Genomic DNA, 20,354 nt, shown 5'->3' with positions numbered 1-20,354 from the left:
AGACCCTTACTGGGTTAAATTGGACGTTGAGTATTTGGCTTTCATTTTTTCAATCAACTGGTCTTTTTCAGTCCAAAGTTGATCGACCCACTGTTGGAATTGTTCACGAAAATCCGCATCGTCTTCATAGTTTCCAGCGAGTACCCATGCAGGAATATCAATTTTACGCAAATTGACCGCAATCCGTGGGACTTCTCCGAGCCAAAATTCGCTATAGCCAGGTGCGCCGTCGGGATAGACAATGGTCATATCCACTAAGGCATCAATGTCATTACCTAAAATACTTAAGGCTAGGGCCAAGCCACCCGCTTTCGGTTTAAGTAAATTTTGATAAGGCGATTGCTGCTGTGCATGTTTTTCTGGAGTAAAACGCGTGCCTTCCAAATAGTTTAACAGGGTGAATGGTTGGCTAAGCAGTTGTTCACAAGACTTGCGTGCCTCTTCCATATCGCGTGTTTTCAACGCAGGATTTTTCGCAATTTGTTCTTTACTATGCCGCTTCATCATCGGGAAGCCTAGAATTTTAAAAGCTTGGCCGACAAATGGAATAAAAATAAGTTCCCACTTAGTAAAGAATCGGGTGAGGGGCATACGGGTTAAACCAAAATATTGGTTAACCGTGGTGTCGACCCAACTTTGATGGTTGCAAGTCATCAGGTAACGACCCTGCATACTTAGCTCAAGATCATCATCGACAGAAATGTCCCATTTCGTGTTGGGTAGGACATGATCGATTAAATAATTGTTCACAGCCAACCAGCTGTTGGTGATTTGAATATTGGTCTCATCCACTTTTTTTGATTTTTTAAACAGTTTGGTCAGGCCGAGTGCCAGCACTGGCGGACCATGAAAAAAAGTACTGCCTGTAATGACTGAACCAACAGTTAAACCACGTGTGATTTTTTTTAATAAAGGTTGTTTTTGGTTTGGTGATGACATAAAAATAAACCCTAAAATATAATGCGTTTCGCAACTCGTTCTATTTTCTAAAGGTCAATATAGTACGGGATGATCAAATAGAAAAGCACCAAACATTAACTGTGTAGAAATTGTGACGAAGAAAGCCTTGAAAAGGAAATTTTTTATTACATATTGTAAATAAAAGCTTTATTATTAACAAAAAATCAATGGTCTAGATCATCGTTTTACGACAATATTCGTTCTATAAACAAAACACACAAAGAAGGAGGCATGCGATGCGTGCACTAGCAATTTCCGCAGTCGTTGGGGCAATGGTTCTTACAGGTTGTCAAAGCACTGGTAATAACATTGGTGGTGTAGAATACGATAAAGCTGCTTTAGGAACCTTAATTGGTGCTGCTGCGGGTTATGGTATTTCTAAAGGAAACGCAAATACTAGCCGTCAAAACAACCGTGCTGCAGCGATTGGCGCAGTTGTCGGTGGTGCAACTGGTGTTTACCTTGACAACAAAGAGAAGAAACTTCGTCAACAAATGGCGGGTACTGGTGTAGAAGTTAACCGTAATCCAGATGGTTCTGTAGGTTTGGTTATGCCGGGTAACATTACCTTTGATACCAACAAATCAAATATCAAGCCGAACTTCTATTCAACTTTAAACAAAGTTGCGCAAACTTTAACTGAAGATAACAAGAGCGGTATTCTTGTAACAGGTTATACAGACAGCACAGGTAATGACTCAATCAACATTCCTCTGTCTCAAGCGCGTGCGCAATCTGTAGCAAGCTACTTGGCATCTCAAGGTGTTTCTACAACACGTATTAATGCACAAGGTCAAGGTTCAGCAAACCCAATCGCGTCTAACGCGACTGCTGAAGGCCGTGAGCAAAACCGTCGTGTAGAAATTAGCATCTATGCAATTCAATAATTTTTATTGAAGACTGAAAAACCACCTTCGGGTGGTTTTTTTATGACTGTTAAAATATGAATTTGCATTATGCATCTGTAGCTGAGATGACTATAATCGAGCTCGGAATGAAATAGAGGAAAGACTATGTCACTGGCAAGTCAATTAAACGACAAGCAACTTGAAGCCATGAAATACACTCAAGGACCCTTGTTAGTACTTGCAGGGGCTGGTTCAGGTAAAACTTCGGTGATTACCCGTAAGATTGCCTACTTGGTGAAACATTGCGGCATTCCTGCTTATCGTATTACCGCGATGACGTTTACCAACAAAGCAGCACGTGAAATGAAAGAACGTGTTACCAAGTTGCTGTCACGTGAAGAGGCAAAGGGGCTTTCAGTCTCGACCTTCCACACCTTTGGCCTAAACATGCTGCGTTTAGAGCTGAAACACACGCCATTAAAAAATAATTTTTCTATTTTAGATGCAGACGACTGTAAGCGTATTTTGATGGACTTGATGCACCGTGACAATTTATCCGGTGCGGAAAGTAAAGAACTGATTGCCAAAGCCATGAAGATGATTTCAGATTGGAAAAATGACCTGATTCCGCCTGAGCAAGCACACACCACCTGTGAAACCGCAGAAGATGTTCAGTTTGCGCACTTATATCAACTGTATGAGCGTAATTTACGTGCCTATAATGCGGTCGATTTTGATGACCTAATTGTGATGCCGACGCGTCTTTTACAAGAAAATGCTGAAGTACGTGAGCGCTGGCAAAACCGTATTCGCTATTTATTGGTCGATGAGTATCAAGACACCAACACCGCACAGTATATTTTGGTGAAATTGCTGGTCGGGGTGATGGGACAGTTCACTGCGGTGGGTGATGATGACCAATCGATCTACGCATGGCGTGGTGCCAAGCCTGAAAATATGGCTTTGCTCAATGAAGATTTTCACAATTTAAAAGTGATTAAACTCGAACAGAACTATCGTTCGACCAGTCGTATTTTGAAAGCAGCCAATACCGTGATTGGTAACAATCCGCATATTTTTGATAAAAAACTGTGGTCAGATAAAGGTCATGGTGAAGTAATTCGAGTGATTACGTGCCGCAATGATGACGATGAGTCAGAACGCGTAGTGAAAGACTTAATTACGCATAAACTGATGAATGGTAAAAATTGGAAAGATTACGCCATTTTGTATCGGGGTAATTTCCAAGCACGTGCACTGGAAACACAACTGCGTCAAATGCAGATTCCGTACAAATTATCGGGTGGTCAGTCGTTCTTCGGACGGGCTGAAATCAAAGACGTGATGAGCTATTTGCGCGTCATTATTAACCCTGAAGATGACAGTGCATTTTTGCGAATTATCAATACACCTAAACGTGCCATTGGGCCTGTGACTTTAGAAAAGCTGGGGCTGTTTGCACAAGAAAATCATTTGTCTTTGCTCTCTGCGGCGGGTGATCAGCGTCTCACCATGGTGATTCCTAAAAAAGCCACCACACAGTTGGCGGAGTTTGCAGACTTTATTACCACCTTTACCCGTGAGTTGCTTGAGGATGATGAACCTGTGCCGATTATCCGCAAGATGATGGTTGAAGCTGGGTATATCGACTATGTCAAAGAGTCTGCGGCGACGCCTGCGCAAGAAAAAACCAAGCTGGATAATATTGAAGTGCTGTATAGCAGTATTCAAAGTTTGATTAACCGTGCTGAAGATGTTGATGAGAAAAACATTGAAAGTGTAATTCGTAAAATGGTGTTGCTGGATATGTTAGAGCAGCAGCAAGAAGAAGAAGACACTGACAAAGTAAACCTGCTCACGCTTCATGCATCCAAAGGTCTTGAGTTTCCATATGTCTATCTGATTGGTCTTGAGGAAGAGTTACTGCCGCATAAAAACTCGATTGCCGCAGATACAGTTGAGGAAGAGCGTCGCCTGATGTACGTGGGCATCACTCGTGCGCGTCAGGGTTTAACCATCACGCTTGCAGAACAACGTAAGGCGGGCGGTCAAATGAAGCAAATGACACCAAGTCGCTTCTTGGATGAGTTGCCGCAAGATGAGTTGGAATGGCTGGGGCGTAAAAAGAAACTGGCGGGCAATGTCGATCCGAAATTACAAGCGCAGCATTATTTAGACAATTTACGTGCGTTGATTAAGCGCTAAATATTTTTTTGTTTTAGAAATTTATTGTACTAGGAAAAAGAGAATGAAAGTTCAGGTTAAAGTGTTGGATTCACGTTTAGGCAATGAATGGCCAATGCCAACCTATGCGACAACGGGTTCAGCAGGCTTAGACCTTCGTGCATGTGTCGATGCTGCGACCGTCATTGAACCGGGACAAACTGTTTTGGTCAAAACGGGCTTATCTATTTATATTGAAGACCCACACTTTGCGGGTTTAATTTTACCGCGTTCAGGCCTAGGTCATAAGCACGGCATTGTTTTGGGTAACTTGGTGGGATTAATTGATTCGGACTATCAAGGTGAATTGATGGTGTCGGTTTGGAACCGTAGCCAAACAGCTTTCAGTTTAGAGCCAGGTGAACGTCTTGCACAGTATGTACTCGTACCTGTGATTCAAGCACAGTTCGATATTGTAAATGAATTTGAAGCGACAGAACGTGGTGCAGGTGGTTTCGGACATACTGGTCAAAACTAATCTCTCAGTGATAAAGTAAAACAACAAAGCCTCTCCATGAAAGAGGCTTTGTTGTTTTAATGCTGAATGATCATTTTTAGTTCATAAAAAGTTACAACTCTTTTTTGAATCCTTAGTAAAATTAAACCCAGCGTTAAGCATAACAACAAGGACAGCTGAAAGAGCTGTTGATCTGAATAAATTAGAAGTTAGACCTATGGATTTTCAGCCAAAATTTCCTGCACATATTTTTCGTGCCTATGACATCCGTGGCAAATTGGATGTTATGAGTGCTGAGCTGATTCGTGCCATTGCACAAGCGCTCGCAACTCAATATTTAAAGACTGGGCAGACACGTTTAGCCATTGGTTATGATGCTAGACAAAGCAGTCCTGCTTTTGCAGAAATTATTTACAAAGAATGTCTTAAACAGGGCTTAGATGCGCAAATCATCGGATGTTGTGCTAGTCCTGTGTTGTATTACACGGCACGTCAGTTTGATGGCAACGGCATTATGGTGACAGCCAGCCACAATCCAAAGTCGGATAATGGGATCAAATGGATTATGCTGGGTGAGCCCCCTTTACCTGAGGTAATCCAACAGGTGGCACGCGATGCAAATGAATATTTTGACAGCCATGCAGAGATGAACTGGCAAACGTTGCCACATCAGATCGTGCCTAAATATTGTCTGGCTTATCAGGCGGCATTGCTCAATGATATACAGCTCATGCCTCAACCTCGACCCTATAAAGTCGTGGTGGATGGTTTATACGGTTCAGCGGGACGTTGTGCCGTTTTGGTCTTAAAGAAACTCGGCTGTGAGGTGCATGCTTTACGCTGTGAGGCCAATGGTGAATTTCCTGAACATGCCCCCGATCCCTCTCAAGCCAAACATCTAGATCTGCTACGAAATGCCGTGCAACAGCAGCATGCCGATATCGGTATTGCCTTTGATGGTGATGGTGACCGTGTTGTATTGATTGATGAAAAGGGCGTAATCATTTCAGCAGACCGCTTATTGTCCTTGTTTGCGCATATGTGTTTGGCCGATCATCCTGAGCATGAAGTGGTTTTTGATGTGAAATGTTCCACCATGGTTCGAAATACAGTACTGGCCCATCAGGGTATTCCAAAAATGATTCGCACAGGCAGTTCTTTTTTGCGGAAATATTTGGCGCAATCAGAAGGGCATGCAGTTTTTGGCGGTGAATATGCAGGGCATTATGTGTTTAATGATGGTCGTGGTTTTGGTTATGACGACGGTTTATATGCCGCACTACGTGTGCTGGAATACTTAAGCTTGAAGCAATGCACTTTGTCGGAAGCACTGGCAGACTACCCAGAACGTGCCAGTACAGAGGATATTTATATCAGCACCCATCAGATTTCACCCGCGCTGGTTTTAGCGAATGTGGAAAAACAAAGTCAGCACTTTCAAGCGGAAATGAGTAAAATTGATGGCGTAAGACTTGATTTTGAGGATGGATTTGGCATTATTCGAGCATCGAATACAGGTGAGTATTTTACCGTACGTTTCGACGCGGACAGTGATCAGCGGCTCCATCAAATTCGCCATAACTTTGTGCACATGCTGACGGCAGATTATCCGCAGATTGCACAAGACCTATTAGACGCCCATTAAGGAGAGGCACATGCCACATCAACATACTGGCCTCGACAAAGCACAAGTCCTGACTGAAGCTTTGCCGTATATTCAACGTTTTGCTGGAAAAACGCTAGTAGTGAAATATGGTGGCAATGCAATGACCGATCCTGAGCTTGAGAGCTCGTTTGCACGTGACATCGTTTTGTTAAAAACCGTCGGTTTAAACCCGATTGTGGTGCATGGCGGTGGTCCACAAGTGGACTCGTTTTTAAAGCAATTGGGGCGTGAGTCTGACCGTATTGATGGCATGCGAGTGACCGATCCAGCGACCATGGAAGTGGTTGAAATGGTGTTGGGTGGTAGTGTGAATAAATCCATCGTGAACTTGATTAACCAACATGGCGGTCGTGCCATTGGTTTAACGGGTAAAGATGGTAATTTACTGCGTGCACAAAAGTTACTGATGGAAAAAACTGCGGAAGATGGCACAGTACAAAAAATTGATCTTGGCCTAGTCGGCGAAGTGACCAGTGTTAAAACCGATGTATTGGAAATGTTTACCAGTGGTGATTTTATTCCAGTGATTGCACCCTTAGGTGTGGATGAAGAGGGGAATACTTATAACATCAACGCTGACTTGGTGGCTGGAAAAGTGGCTGAAGCTTTGGGTGCTGAAAAGCTGATTTTGTTGACCAATATTTCAGGTGTTTTAGATGAAAATAAAAACCTACTTACGGGTTTAACCACCCAAGAAGTTGACCGTCTCATTGAAACGGGTGTGATTTACGGCGGGATGATTCCGAAAGTGGGCTGTGCTCTAGATGCGGTGAAAGGTGGTGTGGTGAGCGCACATATTGTGGATGGTCGTGTGCCACATGCAACGCTGTTGGAGATTTTCACCGATCATGGTGTCGGTACATTAATTACCAATCGCAGTAATAAACACTAGCATTTTAAAAAAGCCTCTTCGGAGGCTTTTTTAGGCCGATGCATTTTATAAAAATAGTTTTATGCGTGAATGTGTTCGGGTTATGAAGCATTGTGAATTGCAAGCCCGTCTGGACTCATGCACAATAAAACCATCATAAATAAATATGTTTAAATAAGATCAAGATTATGTGCCAACTGCTCGGAATGAATTGTGCAACACCGACTGATATTACCTTTTCATTTCGAGGTTTTTCACAGCGCGCGGGGATTACTTCAGACCATTGTGACGGTTTTGGGATTGCTTTTTTTGAGGATAAAGCCTGCCGTTTATTCGTGGATAATCAATCTGCAGTTGAATCGCCGATTGCTGAATTAATTCGCAACTATCCGATCAAATCACGCAATGTGATTGCACATATCCGCAAAGCGACACAGGGAAAAATTAACTTAGAAAACTCACATCCATTTAGCCGTGAGTTATGGGGACGACAGTGGATTTTTGCCCATAATGGCGATTTGCATGACTTTGATCCTGCACTTTCAGGACGCTTTACCCCAGTGGGTAATACCGACAGCGAACGTGCATTTTGCTATTTACTGGACCAACTAGTGAATAAATTTGGCTATACTGAGCCAAGTCTAGATCAAGTTTTTGATTTATTAACCGATGTTTCTCCACGGATTGCGGAGCATGGCACGTTCAATTTTTGTTTATCGAATGGACAAGCCTTGTTTAGTTATGCCATTACCAAACTGCATTGGTTGGTGCGTGAGTACCCATTTAAACCTGCGCAGCTGATTGATATTGATGTTGAGGTTGATTTTAGCCAAGTCACTACAGCAGAAGATCGTGTGGCCGTGATTACTACCGAACCGTTGACTCAAAATGAAGCGTGGACAGCCTTTGCACCCGGTGAAATGATTTTATTTCAATATGGTAAAGCGATCCGCCACCAAATGACCCGTGTGGAACGTTTAATCCGAGAAGCCAAAGATCCGTCTTTAAAACGCGTTACTAAAGCAGATCAATATTAATTTATTTCAAAATGATTAGAATATAAAAGCATGTTGATAATAAAATAAAACATGCTTTTATTTTGGTACATACTTATAAAATAATAAAATTGATTAAATAATAACTGATTCTTTTGGTCGGGTTTAAATTTATTTACCTATTTAAAATATATACTTAAGTTTAATTTTGTGAAAATAGTATAAAACCAACCAATTTGATTCACTTTTATTTTTAATTCTAATCGATATGATTAATTCATGTAATTAATCTTTTAATTTTTATTGGGTGGTCGGAATGATAATGAAGTGGGTTCCAGAATATAATACTGGTATCGATGTGATTGACGATCAACACCGTCGTATTCTCGATTATATCAATGAAATTGATGCGATTGATGTCAATACTGACCGTGAACGCGTGAAACAGATTTTAGAAAATATTATTGATTACACACAGTCTCACTTTACTTTTGAAGAGTCTCTCCAAGAAGAAGCGGGTTATAAATATCGTGTACCGCACAAACGTGTACATGATTTATTTATTAAAAAAATTGAATCTTATCGTGACCGTTTTGAGCTGGGTCATTCAATCGAAGCTGAGCTGCATGAAGTGTTGTCGAAATGGCTGATTAACCATATCCAGCACGATGATGCAGATTATGTCGGTGCCGTAAAAGAAAATATGATGGGCATTATCAAAGAAAAAGAAAAGAAAAAAGGGAAAAACTGGTTTGCTCGTTTCTTTTCATAAGTGAGCCAAACGAGGGATAAAAACAATAAATTTTAATTATATTTAGCGCAGCAAATCATCAGTTTTGATGGTTTGCTTTTTGTTTTTGATTTTCATAAGCGAGCAAGGCAAAATAGCGCAAGACTTATTGAAGGAACGCATCATGCAAGACAATGCTCTGTCACGATGGTTATCGCCGCTGATGGCATTTTGTTTATCATTTATTATTATTGCCACACTTGCACCCTTGGTGGGAATTCAGGTTGAACGTCAGCTCGACTTTTGGTTACTTTGGTTAGTGACCATGGTGATCTTGGCTTTACCTGTGTGTTACTTAGAAATTGCCTTAGCCAAGCGTTCCAAAACCACGGCATTGAATGCTTTGTCGAGTTTGACGCGTGATGCCGATGCTTCTCAGACGTGGCGTCTTGTGGGATGGCTTGCTGTCATCTTTATTCCTTTTTTAGCGGGCGGCATGTTGTCTAATACTGCGCAACTATTAAATCAATATGCATTGGCCGATATGACATCGTCCGTGATCTTTATTGCTTTGGCTGTGGTTGCCATCGCGTTGTCTTTTGCCCCACGTCTGTTGACCTTAGCGTTAACGGCGGTCGGTGTGCTGATCTCCTTAGTGCTTGCAAATCTTTTTGGTACAGGAACTGCTGAGTGGCAAGTGACGCCGGTTGAATTTTCAGAATGGGGCAGTGCAACAGTATTGGCTCTGGTGGCAAGTGGTTTAGGACTCGGTCTGTACTGGCAAAATAGTTTGGCACAAGTTCAACAGCAAGATGCTGCAAGCAAGACTGTTTTACCGATTTGGATTGCACAAATTTTGGCGGTAGTTGCTTTTGCATTTTTTTCAGTCCAAGCGGCATTACCTGCGTATGCGATTGCTTTAACTGCGGTTGCAGCGGCAGCCGTGTTGTTGCAGATGGCACGTGAGCAGTTGGCACAGCGCCAGTTAAATATTGTGATTCAGTGGCTCGTGCTGCTGGCTGCAACGTTGGTGTGGTTGATTCCAGCCACTGGCCCGATTTTTAACATTTTACTGATGTTGTGGGGCTTAGTGATTTGTTTGATTTATGCCATTTTTGCCGGTTGGATTATGAAAATTAGCCATTTACGTAAGTCGATGAACTTTAGTAATGAAGCTTTTTATAATATTTGGCGCATTGCCGTGCGTGTGGTATTACCTGTTTCTATCGTATTGGCAATAGTAGCTGTACTTGGAAAACTGATTTAATGAGCATGCTTCAACAAGTCTGGGTTGCCTATGCAACAGCAGACCAGCAGTTTCATATCAGTGTGCCGTTTTCTGAGGGAATGACGGCGCAAGATGCGATTCAACTGAGTGGTATAGGCTCGCAGGTTGAATTGCCTGAGCCTATACAATTGGGCATCTTTGGTGTCCGTTTAAAAGACCCTCAACAGGCTTTGCAGGTAGGGGATCGTGTTGAAATTTATCGCCCTTTGAGCATTAATCCTAAAGATATTCGAAGGATACGTGCACAAAATAACCCCGTGGGGCGCTTTGCAAAAGGCAATCGCTTAAAACAATCGAAATGATATGAAAAACCCCTCAGTCGAGGGGTTTCTTTTTTAGAATAAGGCTTTATAGTGGGGGCGCGTTTAGAATCGCTTCTTTCGATGCTGGTAAGCCCGGCTGAGATGCAGGAATGGTTTCTAAGCCTTCAATTTTTTGGACAATACCGTTTGGGTCGAAATAGACTTTCAGGTGTTGACCTTGTGCAGCAGGAATCTTGGCTTTTTTAGCATACGTTCCTGGGGTATAATTGTAGATGTAGTCCCAACGTAGCGGATTCATTGGATCTGAAACTGTCGGGCTGCCAAGCAAAAAGCGAACTTGTTGATGGCTCATGCCAACTTGTATTTTTGACGCTTGTGCTTGAGTTAATGGCGTACCTTGAGGAATATCAACTTTATAAACGCCCAAGGTCGAACAGCCTGCGAGCAGTGAAGTGACGAATAACGCCAACATGATTTTTTGCATTTTGCTACACTATCCCAAATTAATTATGATGCAATTGAGCCACGGATAGATCATACTGCATCTACACTTTGTTGCATATTCTAACTTTAAATTTGTTGAGAGACCTTTTTACATGCCAATTTCAAATCAAGATCTACGCAAAGCTGGACTTAAAGTTACACTTCCACGAATTAAAATATTAGAACTACTAGAAAATTCAAAGCAACACCATTTAAGTGCGGAAGATATTTATAAGACTTTACTTGAACAAGGTGAAGATGTCGGTTTAGCAACTGTTTATCGCGTGTTAACGCAGTTTGAAGCAGCGGGCATTATTCAGCGCCATCACTTTGAAAATAACCATTCTGTTTTCGAAATCATGCAAGACGATCATCATGATCATATCGTTTGTCAAAACTGCAACAAAGTGGTTGAGTTTAGCAACGAAGTGATTGAGCATGAGCAGCACGAAGTTGCTGAAAAGCATGGCTTTACTTTAACAGGTCACTCACTCAACCTATACGGTTACTGTGATGCTGCAGAGTGCCAAGAAGCACTTCGTAAAAAGTAATAACTTAGATCTAAAAAAGGGCTTCATGAGAAGCCCTTTTTTATTGTTTAAAGAAATGCTTAAGCTTGTCCGTCAAACGTGATGTTTGCACTGGCATGCAATAGACGATCACCGCCTTCTTCGGACAACTTGATTTGTAAACGTAAGTCGTTTGGAGAGTCGGCGTGTTTCAGCGCATCTTTATAGGTAATCTGCTTGGCTTTGTACAAATCGAATAAGGCTTGGTCAAAGGTTTGCATACCGAGTTCACGAGAACGTTTCATCAGGTCTTTAATTTCGTGGATTTCACCTTTACGGATCAAATCGGAAATTAACGGTGAGTTAATCAAAATCTCAATCGCAGCGCGACGTGAATTACCGTCAGGTGTTGGAATCAACTGCTGTGCAACCATTGCTTTAAGGTTTAAAGACAAGTCCATAAACAATTGGCTATGACGGTCTGCCTCAAAGAAGTGAATAATACGGTCGATGGCTTGGTTGGCGTTGTTGGCGTGTAGCGTTGCAAATACCAAGTGACCTGTTTCAGCAAAGGCAATTGCATAATCCATGGTTTCACGGGAACGAATCTCACCAATTAGGATCACATCGGGTGCCTGACGTAAGGTATTTTTCAGCGCGATTTCAAAAGAGTCCGTATCAATGCCCACTTCACGCTGGGTAATGATACAGCCTGCATGCTCATGAATAAATTCAATTGGGTCTTCAATGGTAATGATATGATCTTTCGAGTTTTGGTTACGGTAACCAATGATCGAAGCCAAAGAGGTCGATTTACCTGTACCAGTTGCACCCACAAAGATGATGATGCCACGTTTGGTCATGGCTAACTCTTTGAGTACAGGCGGGAGTTTTAACTCATCCATGGTTGGGATTTGCGTCTCAATTCGACGCAAAACCATACCTGGCATATCACGCTGTTGAAATGCGCTGACACGAAAACGTGCAGTTTTATCCCGATTCATAATCGCGAAGTTGCACTCACGTGTATCTGCAAATTCTTTACGCTGTTTTTCACTCATAATCGAGTTGAGCAGTTGCCCCGCGACATCACCCGTCAGCTTACCCTTAGCCACAGGCACAATTTGACCGTTAATTTTCATGGAGGGTTCAACATCAGCGGTGATAAATAAATCCGACGCTTTTTGTTGAATCATATAATTGAGTAAGTCGTTAAAATCCATATCTATACCCCAAATCCATTGTTTTCTTATAAGAAGGTTTCAGGTTGCTTAGCAGCTGTACGTGCAGTCTGTGGACTGATCACCCCTTTGGTGACCAAGTTTTTCAAACTTTGATCCAGTGTGGTCATACCGTAGTTTGCACCAGTCTGAATAGCAGAATACATCTGTGCTACTTTGTTTTCACGAATTAAGTTACGAATGGCAGGAATACCAATCATGATTTCATGCGCGGCAACACGACCACCGCCATTTTTCTTGAGTAGGGTTTGAGAAATCACGGCTTGTAGCGATTCAGATAACATGGCACGAACCATGTCTTTTTCTTCAGCAGGGAATACGTCAATCACACGGTCAATGGTTTTTGCCGCAGAGGTGGTATGTAGTGTACCGAAGACCAAGTGACCCGTTTCAGCGGCAGTTAGCGCCAAACGAATGGTTTCAAGGTCACGCATCTCACCGACTAGGATAATATCGGGGTCTTCACGTAGTGCTGAACGCAGCGCTTCGTTAAAACCATGCGTATCACGGTGTACTTCACGTTGGTTGATCAAACATTTTTTTGACTGGTGTACAAATTCGATTGGGTCTTCAACCGTTAAGATGTGGTCATAGCGGTTATCGTTAATATAATCGATCATTGCTGCCAACGTGGTAGATTTACCAGAACCAGTAGGCCCTGTCACTAAAACCAAACCACGCGGCAATTCACACAACTCTTTAAAGGTTTGTCCTAAGCCTAAGTCTTCCATGGTCAGAACTTTGGACGGAATGGTACGGAATACTGCACCTGCACCGCGGTTTTGGTTGAATGCGTTCACACGAAAGCGAGCAATGCTTGGAACTTCAAAGGAAAAGTCTGTTTCTAATTTTTCTTCGAAATCACGACGTTGTTTGTCATTCATGATGTCATAGACCAGTTTATGCACTTCTTTGTGTTCTAAAGCTGGTAAATTGATACGACGAACTTCACCATCGACACGAATCATCGGTGGCATACCCGCAGATAAGTGTAAATCTGATGCCCCGTTCTTAGCCGAAAAGGCTAGTAATTCTGTGATATCCATTATTTCCCCGAGTTCATTTAAATGCTAATTATTTTGATAGAATAATAAGGCTTTCAATCAACTTAACCAACAGTTTGTTGAAAGGCAAAGCAAAAAAGATGACCGAAATGAGACCCTCGTCAATGAATATCTTGCAAAATTCACGTCAACACGTGTTATCCCAAATTCAACAGGCCTGCGAAATTTCAGGCCGTGACGTGGAGTCTGTAGAACTTTTGGCGGTTTCTAAAACACATCCGAGTGAAGTGTTACGAGACATGTACGCTTGTGGTCAACGCGCCTTTGGTGAGAACTATCTACAAGAGGCTTTGCAGAAGATAGAGGCGCTACAGGACTTAGAGATTGAATGGCATTTTATTGGGCATGTACAACGCAATAAAACCAAACATTTGGCTGAAAAGTTTGCATGGGTGCATGGAGTTGATCGTTTAATTATTGCAGAGCGTTTATCGGCGCAGCGTCTGACAACACAACCACCATTAAATCTTTGTCTACAGGTCAATATCGATGTTCAAGACAGCAAAGATGGCTGCCAACCTGATGAAGTTGCTGAGTTGGTAAAAAGTATCAGTCAGTTGCCTCACATCAAGCTGCGTGGTTTGATGGTGATTCCTGCACCGAACAATACTCAAGCCTTTAAGGCCGCGAAAGTGTTATTTGACCAAGTGAAAGAGCTGCATGTACATCCTGAAGACTGGGATACCTTAAGTATGGGCATGTCAGGCGATATGGTCGATGCGATTGCAGCTGGGTCGACTATGGTTCGCGTTGGAACCGCCTTGTTCGGAGCGAGAGATTATTCACAGCATTAAGTCTAAATAGGGCTTCTTGTGCTTAAAGGCAGTGAGAAGCGCTTAACTTACAATTATATAAAACTAATAGGCTGCTGAAAAAATAGGCTTAATTTAAACTCATGGATTGAATCGTCTACAAATTGGACTGATTAACGATGAAAAATGATTTCCTGACAACGATAAAAATTGCATTTAGGATGAAGCCAAAATGAAAAAACTCTATTTATTTATCTCCCTGCTTTTGAGTTTATTTGTAGCAGCTTGTAGTAGCACAAATACCAAAATGAGTGAGATGAGTGCGGAATCTACGGTTCAGAATGCTCAGGTCGCTAAAAGTGAAAAATTAGGCACCAAGTGGGGCGATGAGATCAGTTCAAACGTCACGGAAGTCAATTTAAAACGTTTATCCAGTAGCCCAATTGCTGAATCACAAGTTCGCTATGCCAGCAAAAAATACGTGGGGAAAGCCGTGAACAGCCTGTCATTGGCCGCTGGAAAAATCAGTTTTTCGATTGTAGATGATGCACAGCGTCCACTGCCTTTATTTCGAGATGGTCAGCAGTATTATTTATCTGGCAAAGATGGACAAAGTTATCAACTCAAATACCAGAACCATAGCAATAGCACGTTTGAAGTGGTTGCCAGTGTGGATGGTTTAGATGTTATTGATGGACGTGCAGCATCACGCAGCAATTCAGGTTATGTGCTTCGTCCACAGGGGGAGTTGATTATTGAAGGCTTCCGTAAGAGTGACTCTGCGGTGGCATCTTTTACCTTTAGTCGACCTGAAGATGCCTATGCTGCAAACTCAGATCATGGTTCCATCCAAAATACAGGTGTGATAGGTACCGTGATCTACCCGCTACAGTCTGTGGCGACTACAGACAAAGCCGCAGATGCATCTAAATATGCACCTCCACCAAAAGCATTCCCAGCGGATTAAAGCATTCGTTTGGATCTCACAGGGAGCATTTACATCAAGTAGGATGCTCCCTTTATTTCTAACCGAGAGATGGTGTCTTAAAACAAATCAAACTTTGACATTTCAAAAATGTGAAATTATCCGACCACCTCAATAGTACTGGCACCTGCGCCCAAAGCTTTAACTTGGATTTGTACAGGAATACGTTCATGCATTTCTTGGATGTGTGAAATCAGCACCACCTTACGTCCTTGATTCTGCAATTGGTCGAGAGCATTCATGACCATGTGCAGGGACGATGCATCCAAAGTCCCAAAGCCTTCATCAATAAATAGAGATTCGATTTTCATTGACCCTGAGGCCATATTGGCAATGGCAAGAGATAGGGCAAGGGCGGTCAGGAAAGACTCGCCCCCAGAAAGTGATGCAACAGAGCGGGTTTCGCCATCCATGTCATGATCAATAATGGCCAGACTCAGCGAATGCTCTAAACGCTTCAAGGTATAACGCTGCGAGAGTTGGTTGAGTTGTTGGTTGGCATGTTCCAGTAAAATATCGAGATTATATTGCTGCGCATAATCACGGAATTTTTTGCCTGTGGCATCTCCCATCAGACCTGAAATTTTACCCCAACGGTGTTCTTCCTGTTGTATGGATTGAATCTGATCTGCAAATTGCTTTTGTTTTGCGACATTTTGCTGATGCAACTCAAGTTTAAGTTTGAGCTGATCACGTAGTTCAAGTTGTGTTTGCAGTGCCGCTTGATGCTCCTGCATTTGCTGTTGTAACTGTGCTGGGTCAATCTCAGGTTGATGGCCCAGATGTTCACTCAACTGCTCTTGCATAGTTTTCAATGCAGCATGTGCTTCATTTACTAGGCGTTCTGCATGCTGTAATTTCTGACGGATGTGTTGTTCCTGAGCCGAGTTAATTTGAGCCAGCGCATCTAAATCAGGCTTATGGAAATCAGGATGCGCATTGAGCCAGTGTTGAAGGGTATTTTCTACTTGGCTGGCACTGGTCTGATTCTGCTGTAACTGGACTTTGAGCTGTTCTAGCTGATTTTTTTCCTGTTCGAATTGATGGCGCAATTGATCAAAATGCTGTTTCAGCTGTTGATAATGGCTTTGCGTCTGCTGGCGATGTTGATCGTGCTGGATGAGCCACTCATTGGTTTTGATGTCAGTTAAGCCAGTCATTTGTTGGATCAATTGATTGGCTATTTCTGTATTTTGCTGTCCTTTTTGTTTGATCTCATTGAGCTGCTCGTTGGTTTCAGAGATGTGCTTACTGGTATTTTCGATATTCAGTTGATTGGTCTTGAACTGTTGCGTGGTTTGTTCGCGTTGCTGACGCCATTGTTCCAGCTGTTCCAGTTGTTGTGAACGGGTATTTAGGCGTACCAAAATTTGCTGAGCGGTCTGGGTGGTCTGCTGTTGCCAAGCTATTTTTTCACCCTCCGATAAACACTGCACGATATGCTGAACTTGGTTGTGCAAACCGTTCGCTGTTTGTAGTAAATGTTCAATCTGTTGAATATTTTGGATACATTGTTGCTGGATCTTAATATTGTGTTGGAACTGCTCAGACTGTTGTTTGAGTTGTTGCAAATCCGAGTGATATTGCTCAGCCACTTGCATGAACTGAGTCTTCAACTCCGATGCTGTTAGGGTGAAGTCGAGTGTCATATTTGCTGTTTGACTGTGCTCGATTAACACGTGTTGCAAAGTACTAATTTTTTCAGAAAGTTGCTGAATTAAAGTTTGGCGTTGTTCTATTTCAGTATTTAGTTTAGTCAGCTGCTGCTGCGCTTGTTGCCAGCCATCAAAGCAATTTTGTTCTTTCAGTGTTACCTGTTGTTCCTGCTGCTGTTGAAGCTCAAACAGGGCCTTGGAGAGCGCAGTATCTTCCAGTTTATAAGGATGTGTGGTACTTCCACAGACTAAGCAAGGTTCGCCGTCTTGGAGTGCTGAGCGTAAATCTGCGATATTTTCAGCATGTAAAAGTCGTTGTTGTTGCAAAACTTGTTGTAGCTGGGTGCGTTCACTTTTGGCAGCCTGAAAGGCATGTTCAGCTTGTCGGCTATTGTGTTGCACAGCTTGAAGCTGTGTTTTGGCGTTGTCGAGCTGTAATTGTTGTTCTGTCGACTCAGCTTGTAAGTCAAAAAACTGCTGAATTTTTTGCTGAATCAGCTCGAATTGGCTGAGTTGATTGATTTTCAACTCGCGTTGCTGTTGTGCCTGCGCAACTTTGAGTTCAAGCTGTTCGATCGTCCCGAACTGTTGAATCGACTGCTGTAATTGTTCTTTTTCTGATACTAGCCGATGTTCCACTTGAGCACGTGGCCCGAGCTGATGTTCAATTTTTTGATATTGATGAATGAACTGTTCTAGCTGTTGGGCATGGGCGCTGAGACCTTTGTCTAAGCTTGTAAACTGTTGTGAGCTTTCCAGTTGCTGCTTACACTCGGTTTGCTGTCGATCAATATGTTGAATCTGCTGTTCAAGCTTTTGCTGCTGCTGAGTTAGGGGCAGTTTAGACTGTTCTAAAGCCTGCAATTTTTCCTGAACTTTCTTAAACTCAGCCCCAATAAAATCACGTTCTTGAATACATTTACGCACCTCATTCAATGCAGCATGATGGGTACTTTCAAACTGTTGTAGTCCATTCACTGTCATTTCAGCTTGAGTGAATTGGGCTTTTTCACTTTCAAATTTAAGCTGTAAATGATCGAACAGTTGTTGCTGTTGTTGAATACGGGGCGTCAGTTGCTGCACCGTTTGCTGTAACTGTTGTTGTTGGAAGACCACAGCACGAATTTCTGAAAAGATCTCCAAACGAGCCAAGTGTTCGCGCTCAGGAGCTAAATCTTGTTGTAACTTGCTTTGCGTATCGAATAGTTGTTGTTTGCTAATGATTTCACTGCCGAGTTTATGTTTGCGTTCAAACCATTGTTGTTGTTTTTCCAGTTGCGACTTTTGAGCTTCAAGCTGTTTATAATCCCTGTCGCACTGCTGGAACTCAGTCGATAATGCTGTGACTTGTTCATCGGTTAACAGTTCAATATGACCCAGCACATTTTCCAGTTCTTTGCGCTGTGTGGCGACGGATTTGGTTTTTTCATACGCCAGTTGACCAATTTTCCCAAAAATAGCGGAATTGGTTAGATATTCCAGCAACTCACCGCGTTCATTGTCCCTTGCTTTTAAAAAAACGGTGACCTCAGATTGGGCCAATAAAACGGCACGAGTAAATTGTTCAAAACTGAGCTGTGTGATGCGTTTGATATTTTCATCGACGGCTTTGGCTTTATCCGCAACCACAACACCATCGGTGACACATTTTAAAGAGCGCTGCACACTTTGCAGTTTTCCGTCTGCTTTTTCCCGTGAACGTTTTAATTCCCAACGCGCGATATAGCGCTTTTGGTCTTGTGCAATAAAGCATAGCTCGGCATAGCCATGTGCAGTGCCACGACGCAGTACGGTCAAGGGGGAGTTGGTAAGTAGCTCTGAGCCATCGACATCTTGAAGTTTGCCATCACTGTCTTTTAGCCGTGGAATACGGTTAAACAGGGCCAAACACATAGCATCTAAAATGGTGGATTTGCCTGCGCCTGTTTTCCCCACAATGGCAATGAGACCCGCACTGGCAAGGGGATCGCTTTCAAAATCAATCAAATGTTCGCCAGAAAGTGAAGCAAGGTTCTTAATTCGAATCGATAAAATATTCATACTAAACCTTTAAGCCTCTTGTTCATCAGCAAGGGATTGTTCTGCTTCACGCATTAAGCTGATAAAATCGTTCAACACTTCTGCATCATTGTGATAACCCTGTTTTTCCCAAATTTGCTGAAAAAGTTTTTCTGGTGTTGGCGGTTCTAAACTCACTTTAGTGGGTGCATTGGGGTCTTGCTCTGTCGCTAAATATTGACGAGAAATACGGACTAAACGATAACGATCTTTGGGTAGTGCCTCTTCGAATTGTTGTCTTAAATTGGGCTGCGGTGGAACAGCAGTATGGTATTCAATATCAACATATTCACGTTGATCAATATCCGTGATGGCGCCTTGAGGTAATGCTTGCAGCTTTTCCAGTACTTCATTGAGTTCACCGCGTATCTTATGCAGTTGAATGCTTCGTGGTATCGCTAAAACATTCAATTGAAAACGGGAGGTATCATTTCGTGTGGGATCAAGTGTCACTTCAACAACTTGATGTTTATAGTTAATTTCACTAAAAGATAGAGGGATCGGTGAACCACTATAGCGGATATGCTCTTCACCGACTTTCTGTGGTTTATGCAAATGTCCGAGCGCCACATAGTCAATGATTTCATCAAATAATGCTGTTGAGAGTGCTTCTTCATTCCCAATCACAATAGGACGCTCAGAGTCTGAGGTTTCGCCGCCTTGCATATGTGCATGAGACATTAAAATCAGCGCTTGATCTGCTGTTTTGCGGGCTTTGGCCTCGGCAATCAATTGTTGATGCAAATAGGCAATCGCGTTTTGACTATTGGTAGTATGTTCATTAAAGCCTGTAATTTCAGCAGGACGTAAAAAGGGCAGGCTCAGACACCATGCCACAGTATTTTGTTGCTCATCTAAAATCGGGACCAATAGGTGCTCAAGATCAATCTGCTGTTGACTATTTTTATGAATCACTCCCACCGCTTTGGCGTTGTATTTGGCCAGTAAAGGTTCAACTTGTTCAATGCGGTAGCCTGAGTCATGGTTGCCTGCAATCATCAGGGTTTGCATATGCGGTGCACGTGCATGCGCATCTGCTAAGAACTGATAGAGTTGCTTTTGTGCGGACGATGCAGGGTTGATGACATCGAAAATGTCTCCTGCAATCAAAAGCGCATGCGGCTGTCTTGCACTGATTTGCTCCAGTAGCCATGCTAAAAACTGTTCATGTTCATACTGACGGGAATGGTTATAAAAAAACTGTCCCAAATGCCAATCAGATGTATGAAAAAAACGAACAGCCATAGATCCCCCAAGCTCAAAGCGCAATAGAGCTATAAGCTAACATAAATCAAAATTATGCGAT

At 42.5% G+C, this 20,354-nt stretch carries 18 protein-coding genes; 12 read left to right on the top strand and 6 right to left on the bottom strand.

All coding sequences use genetic code 11. The annotated features are described in order from the left end of the window. Positions 1-6: 6 nt before the first annotated feature. Positions 7-939: an acyltransferase gene (locus AC0KVP_RS13215; RefSeq protein ID WP_286407116.1), complete on the bottom strand. Its 933-nt coding sequence runs from the start codon at positions 937-939 to the stop codon at positions 7-9. A gap of 257 nt (positions 940-1,196) precedes the next feature. On the opposite strand from AC0KVP_RS13215, the gene AC0KVP_RS13210 reads away from it, so the two are divergent. The 9 genes from AC0KVP_RS13210 to AC0KVP_RS13170 all read left to right on the top strand — a co-directional run bounded on the left by AC0KVP_RS13210 (position 1,197) and on the right by AC0KVP_RS13170 (position 10,340). Continuing rightward, the gene (locus tag AC0KVP_RS13210; protein ID WP_062034242.1) at positions 1,197-1,847 is read left to right on the top strand and encodes a YiaD family glycine zipper/OmpA-like lipoprotein; all 651 of its coding nucleotides are present in this window, start codon (positions 1,197-1,199) and stop codon (positions 1,845-1,847) included. 126 nt (positions 1,848-1,973) lie between these two features. After that, positions 1,974-4,013, top strand: a complete 2,040-nt coding sequence (locus tag AC0KVP_RS13205; RefSeq protein WP_004694892.1) for a UvrD-helicase domain-containing protein — start codon at positions 1,974-1,976, stop codon at positions 4,011-4,013. 43 nt (positions 4,014-4,056) lie between these two features. Beyond that, positions 4,057-4,509 carry a dUTP diphosphatase gene (dut, locus tag AC0KVP_RS13200; protein WP_004694889.1) on the top strand — a complete coding sequence of 151 codons (453 nt, stop codon included), beginning with the start codon at positions 4,057-4,059 and terminating at the stop codon, positions 4,507-4,509. Positions 4,510-4,705: 196 nt separating this feature from the next. Further along, complete coding sequence (locus tag AC0KVP_RS13195) at positions 4,706-6,133, top strand: phosphomannomutase/phosphoglucomutase (RefSeq protein ID WP_473337239.1); 1,428 nt, start codon at positions 4,706-4,708, stop codon at positions 6,131-6,133. A 10-nt stretch (positions 6,134-6,143) separates the two neighbouring features. Further along, entirely contained in the window at positions 6,144-7,046 is a 903-nt protein-coding gene (gene argB, locus AC0KVP_RS13190) for an acetylglutamate kinase (protein ID WP_004984290.1), read from the top strand. Positions 7,047-7,213: 167 nt separating this feature from the next. Then, a complete protein-coding gene (locus AC0KVP_RS13185) occupies positions 7,214-8,062 on the top strand; it encodes a class II glutamine amidotransferase (RefSeq protein WP_183173953.1) in 849 nt (282 codons plus the stop codon). A 274-nt stretch (positions 8,063-8,336) separates the two neighbouring features. Beyond that, on the top strand, positions 8,337-8,792 hold the full coding sequence (locus AC0KVP_RS13180; protein WP_005400160.1) for a bacteriohemerythrin: 456 nt from the start codon (positions 8,337-8,339) through the stop codon (positions 8,790-8,792). Positions 8,793-8,934: 142 nt separating this feature from the next. Beyond that, positions 8,935-10,017, top strand: a complete 1,083-nt coding sequence (locus tag AC0KVP_RS13175; protein ID WP_473337235.1) for a hypothetical protein — start codon at positions 8,935-8,937, stop codon at positions 10,015-10,017. Then, positions 10,017-10,340 (top strand): RnfH family protein, encoded by a 324-nt coding sequence (locus tag AC0KVP_RS13170; RefSeq protein WP_473337233.1) that lies wholly within the window; start codon positions 10,017-10,019, stop codon positions 10,338-10,340. Before AC0KVP_RS13175 ends, AC0KVP_RS13170 begins: the two co-directional genes overlap by 1 nt. Before the next feature lie 46 nt (positions 10,341-10,386). On the opposite strand, the gene AC0KVP_RS13165 is transcribed toward AC0KVP_RS13170, so the two are convergent. Then, on the bottom strand, positions 10,387-10,785 hold the full coding sequence (locus AC0KVP_RS13165; RefSeq protein WP_004694868.1) for an outer membrane protein assembly factor BamE: 399 nt from the start codon (positions 10,783-10,785) through the stop codon (positions 10,387-10,389). Positions 10,786-10,897: 112 nt separating this feature from the next. Here AC0KVP_RS13165 and fur point away from each other — a divergent pair, with 112 nt between their 5' ends. Continuing rightward, positions 10,898-11,335 carry a ferric iron uptake transcriptional regulator gene (fur, locus tag AC0KVP_RS13160; RefSeq protein ID WP_004694866.1) on the top strand — a complete coding sequence of 146 codons (438 nt, stop codon included), beginning with the start codon at positions 10,898-10,900 and terminating at the stop codon, positions 11,333-11,335. Between the two features lie 59 nt (positions 11,336-11,394). Here fur and AC0KVP_RS13155 read toward each other — a convergent pair whose 3' ends face one another. Continuing rightward, complete coding sequence (locus tag AC0KVP_RS13155) at positions 11,395-12,516, bottom strand: PilT/PilU family type 4a pilus ATPase (protein ID WP_473337231.1); 1,122 nt, start codon at positions 12,514-12,516, stop codon at positions 11,395-11,397. Positions 12,517-12,542: 26 nt separating this feature from the next. Further along, positions 12,543-13,580 (bottom strand): type IV pilus twitching motility protein PilT, encoded by a 1,038-nt coding sequence (locus AC0KVP_RS13150; RefSeq protein ID WP_004694862.1) that lies wholly within the window; start codon positions 13,578-13,580, stop codon positions 12,543-12,545. A gap of 122 nt (positions 13,581-13,702) precedes the next feature. On the opposite strand from AC0KVP_RS13150, the gene AC0KVP_RS13145 reads away from it, so the two are divergent. Both AC0KVP_RS13145 and AC0KVP_RS13140 read left to right on the top strand, forming a co-directional pair. Beyond that, on the top strand, positions 13,703-14,392 hold the full coding sequence (locus AC0KVP_RS13145; RefSeq protein ID WP_473337227.1) for a YggS family pyridoxal phosphate-dependent enzyme: 690 nt from the start codon (positions 13,703-13,705) through the stop codon (positions 14,390-14,392). 190 nt (positions 14,393-14,582) lie between these two features. Next, positions 14,583-15,317 (top strand): hypothetical protein, encoded by a 735-nt coding sequence (locus AC0KVP_RS13140; RefSeq protein ID WP_148826638.1) that lies wholly within the window; start codon positions 14,583-14,585, stop codon positions 15,315-15,317. A 116-nt stretch (positions 15,318-15,433) separates the two neighbouring features. On the opposite strand, the gene AC0KVP_RS13135 is transcribed toward AC0KVP_RS13140, so the two are convergent. Next, positions 15,434-19,030 (bottom strand): AAA family ATPase, encoded by a 3,597-nt coding sequence (locus tag AC0KVP_RS13135; RefSeq protein ID WP_473337225.1) that lies wholly within the window; start codon positions 19,028-19,030, stop codon positions 15,434-15,436. Between the two features lie 9 nt (positions 19,031-19,039). Continuing rightward, entirely contained in the window at positions 19,040-20,293 is a 1,254-nt protein-coding gene (locus AC0KVP_RS13130) for an exonuclease SbcCD subunit D C-terminal domain-containing protein (RefSeq protein WP_473337223.1), read from the bottom strand. Between the last annotated feature and the right edge of the window lie 61 nt (positions 20,294-20,354).

The sequence above is a fragment of the Acinetobacter sp. DL27 genome (assembly GCF_055810995.1).
This window is presented reverse-complemented; position numbering and strand designations above follow the sequence as displayed.

What these genes read in the sequence shown, in the direction of transcription:
- AC0KVP_RS13145 (WP_473337227.1), top strand. Translation starts at nt 13,703, where the DNA reads ATGAATATCTTGCAAAATTCACGTCAACACGTGTTATCCCAAATTCAA.
- AC0KVP_RS13170 (WP_473337233.1), top strand. Translation starts at nt 10,017, where the DNA reads ATGAGCATGCTTCAACAAGTCTGGGTTGCCTATGCAACAGCAGACCAG.
- argB (WP_004984290.1), top strand. Translation starts at nt 6,144, where the DNA reads ATGCCACATCAACATACTGGCCTCGACAAAGCACAAGTCCTGACTGAA.
- AC0KVP_RS13135 (WP_473337225.1), bottom strand. Translation starts at nt 19,030, where the DNA reads ATGAATATTTTATCGATTCGAATTAAGAACCTTGCTTCACTTTCTGGC.
- AC0KVP_RS13210 (WP_062034242.1), top strand. Translation starts at nt 1,197, where the DNA reads ATGCGTGCACTAGCAATTTCCGCAGTCGTTGGGGCAATGGTTCTTACA.
- AC0KVP_RS13175 (WP_473337235.1), top strand. Translation starts at nt 8,935, where the DNA reads ATGCAAGACAATGCTCTGTCACGATGGTTATCGCCGCTGATGGCATTT.
- fur (WP_004694866.1), top strand. Translation starts at nt 10,898, where the DNA reads ATGCCAATTTCAAATCAAGATCTACGCAAAGCTGGACTTAAAGTTACA.
- AC0KVP_RS13140 (WP_148826638.1), top strand. Translation starts at nt 14,583, where the DNA reads ATGAAAAAACTCTATTTATTTATCTCCCTGCTTTTGAGTTTATTTGTA.
- AC0KVP_RS13185 (WP_183173953.1), top strand. Translation starts at nt 7,214, where the DNA reads ATGTGCCAACTGCTCGGAATGAATTGTGCAACACCGACTGATATTACC.
- AC0KVP_RS13195 (WP_473337239.1), top strand. Translation starts at nt 4,706, where the DNA reads ATGGATTTTCAGCCAAAATTTCCTGCACATATTTTTCGTGCCTATGAC.
- AC0KVP_RS13215 (WP_286407116.1), bottom strand. Translation starts at nt 939, where the DNA reads ATGTCATCACCAAACCAAAAACAACCTTTATTAAAAAAAATCACACGT.
- dut (WP_004694889.1), top strand. Translation starts at nt 4,057, where the DNA reads ATGAAAGTTCAGGTTAAAGTGTTGGATTCACGTTTAGGCAATGAATGG.
- AC0KVP_RS13205 (WP_004694892.1), top strand. Translation starts at nt 1,974, where the DNA reads ATGTCACTGGCAAGTCAATTAAACGACAAGCAACTTGAAGCCATGAAA.
- AC0KVP_RS13130 (WP_473337223.1), bottom strand. Translation starts at nt 20,293, where the DNA reads ATGGCTGTTCGTTTTTTTCATACATCTGATTGGCATTTGGGACAGTTT.
- AC0KVP_RS13165 (WP_004694868.1), bottom strand. Translation starts at nt 10,785, where the DNA reads ATGCAAAAAATCATGTTGGCGTTATTCGTCACTTCACTGCTCGCAGGC.
- AC0KVP_RS13155 (WP_473337231.1), bottom strand. Translation starts at nt 12,516, where the DNA reads ATGGATTTTAACGACTTACTCAATTATATGATTCAACAAAAAGCGTCG.
- AC0KVP_RS13180 (WP_005400160.1), top strand. Translation starts at nt 8,337, where the DNA reads ATGATAATGAAGTGGGTTCCAGAATATAATACTGGTATCGATGTGATT.
- AC0KVP_RS13150 (WP_004694862.1), bottom strand. Translation starts at nt 13,580, where the DNA reads ATGGATATCACAGAATTACTAGCCTTTTCGGCTAAGAACGGGGCATCA.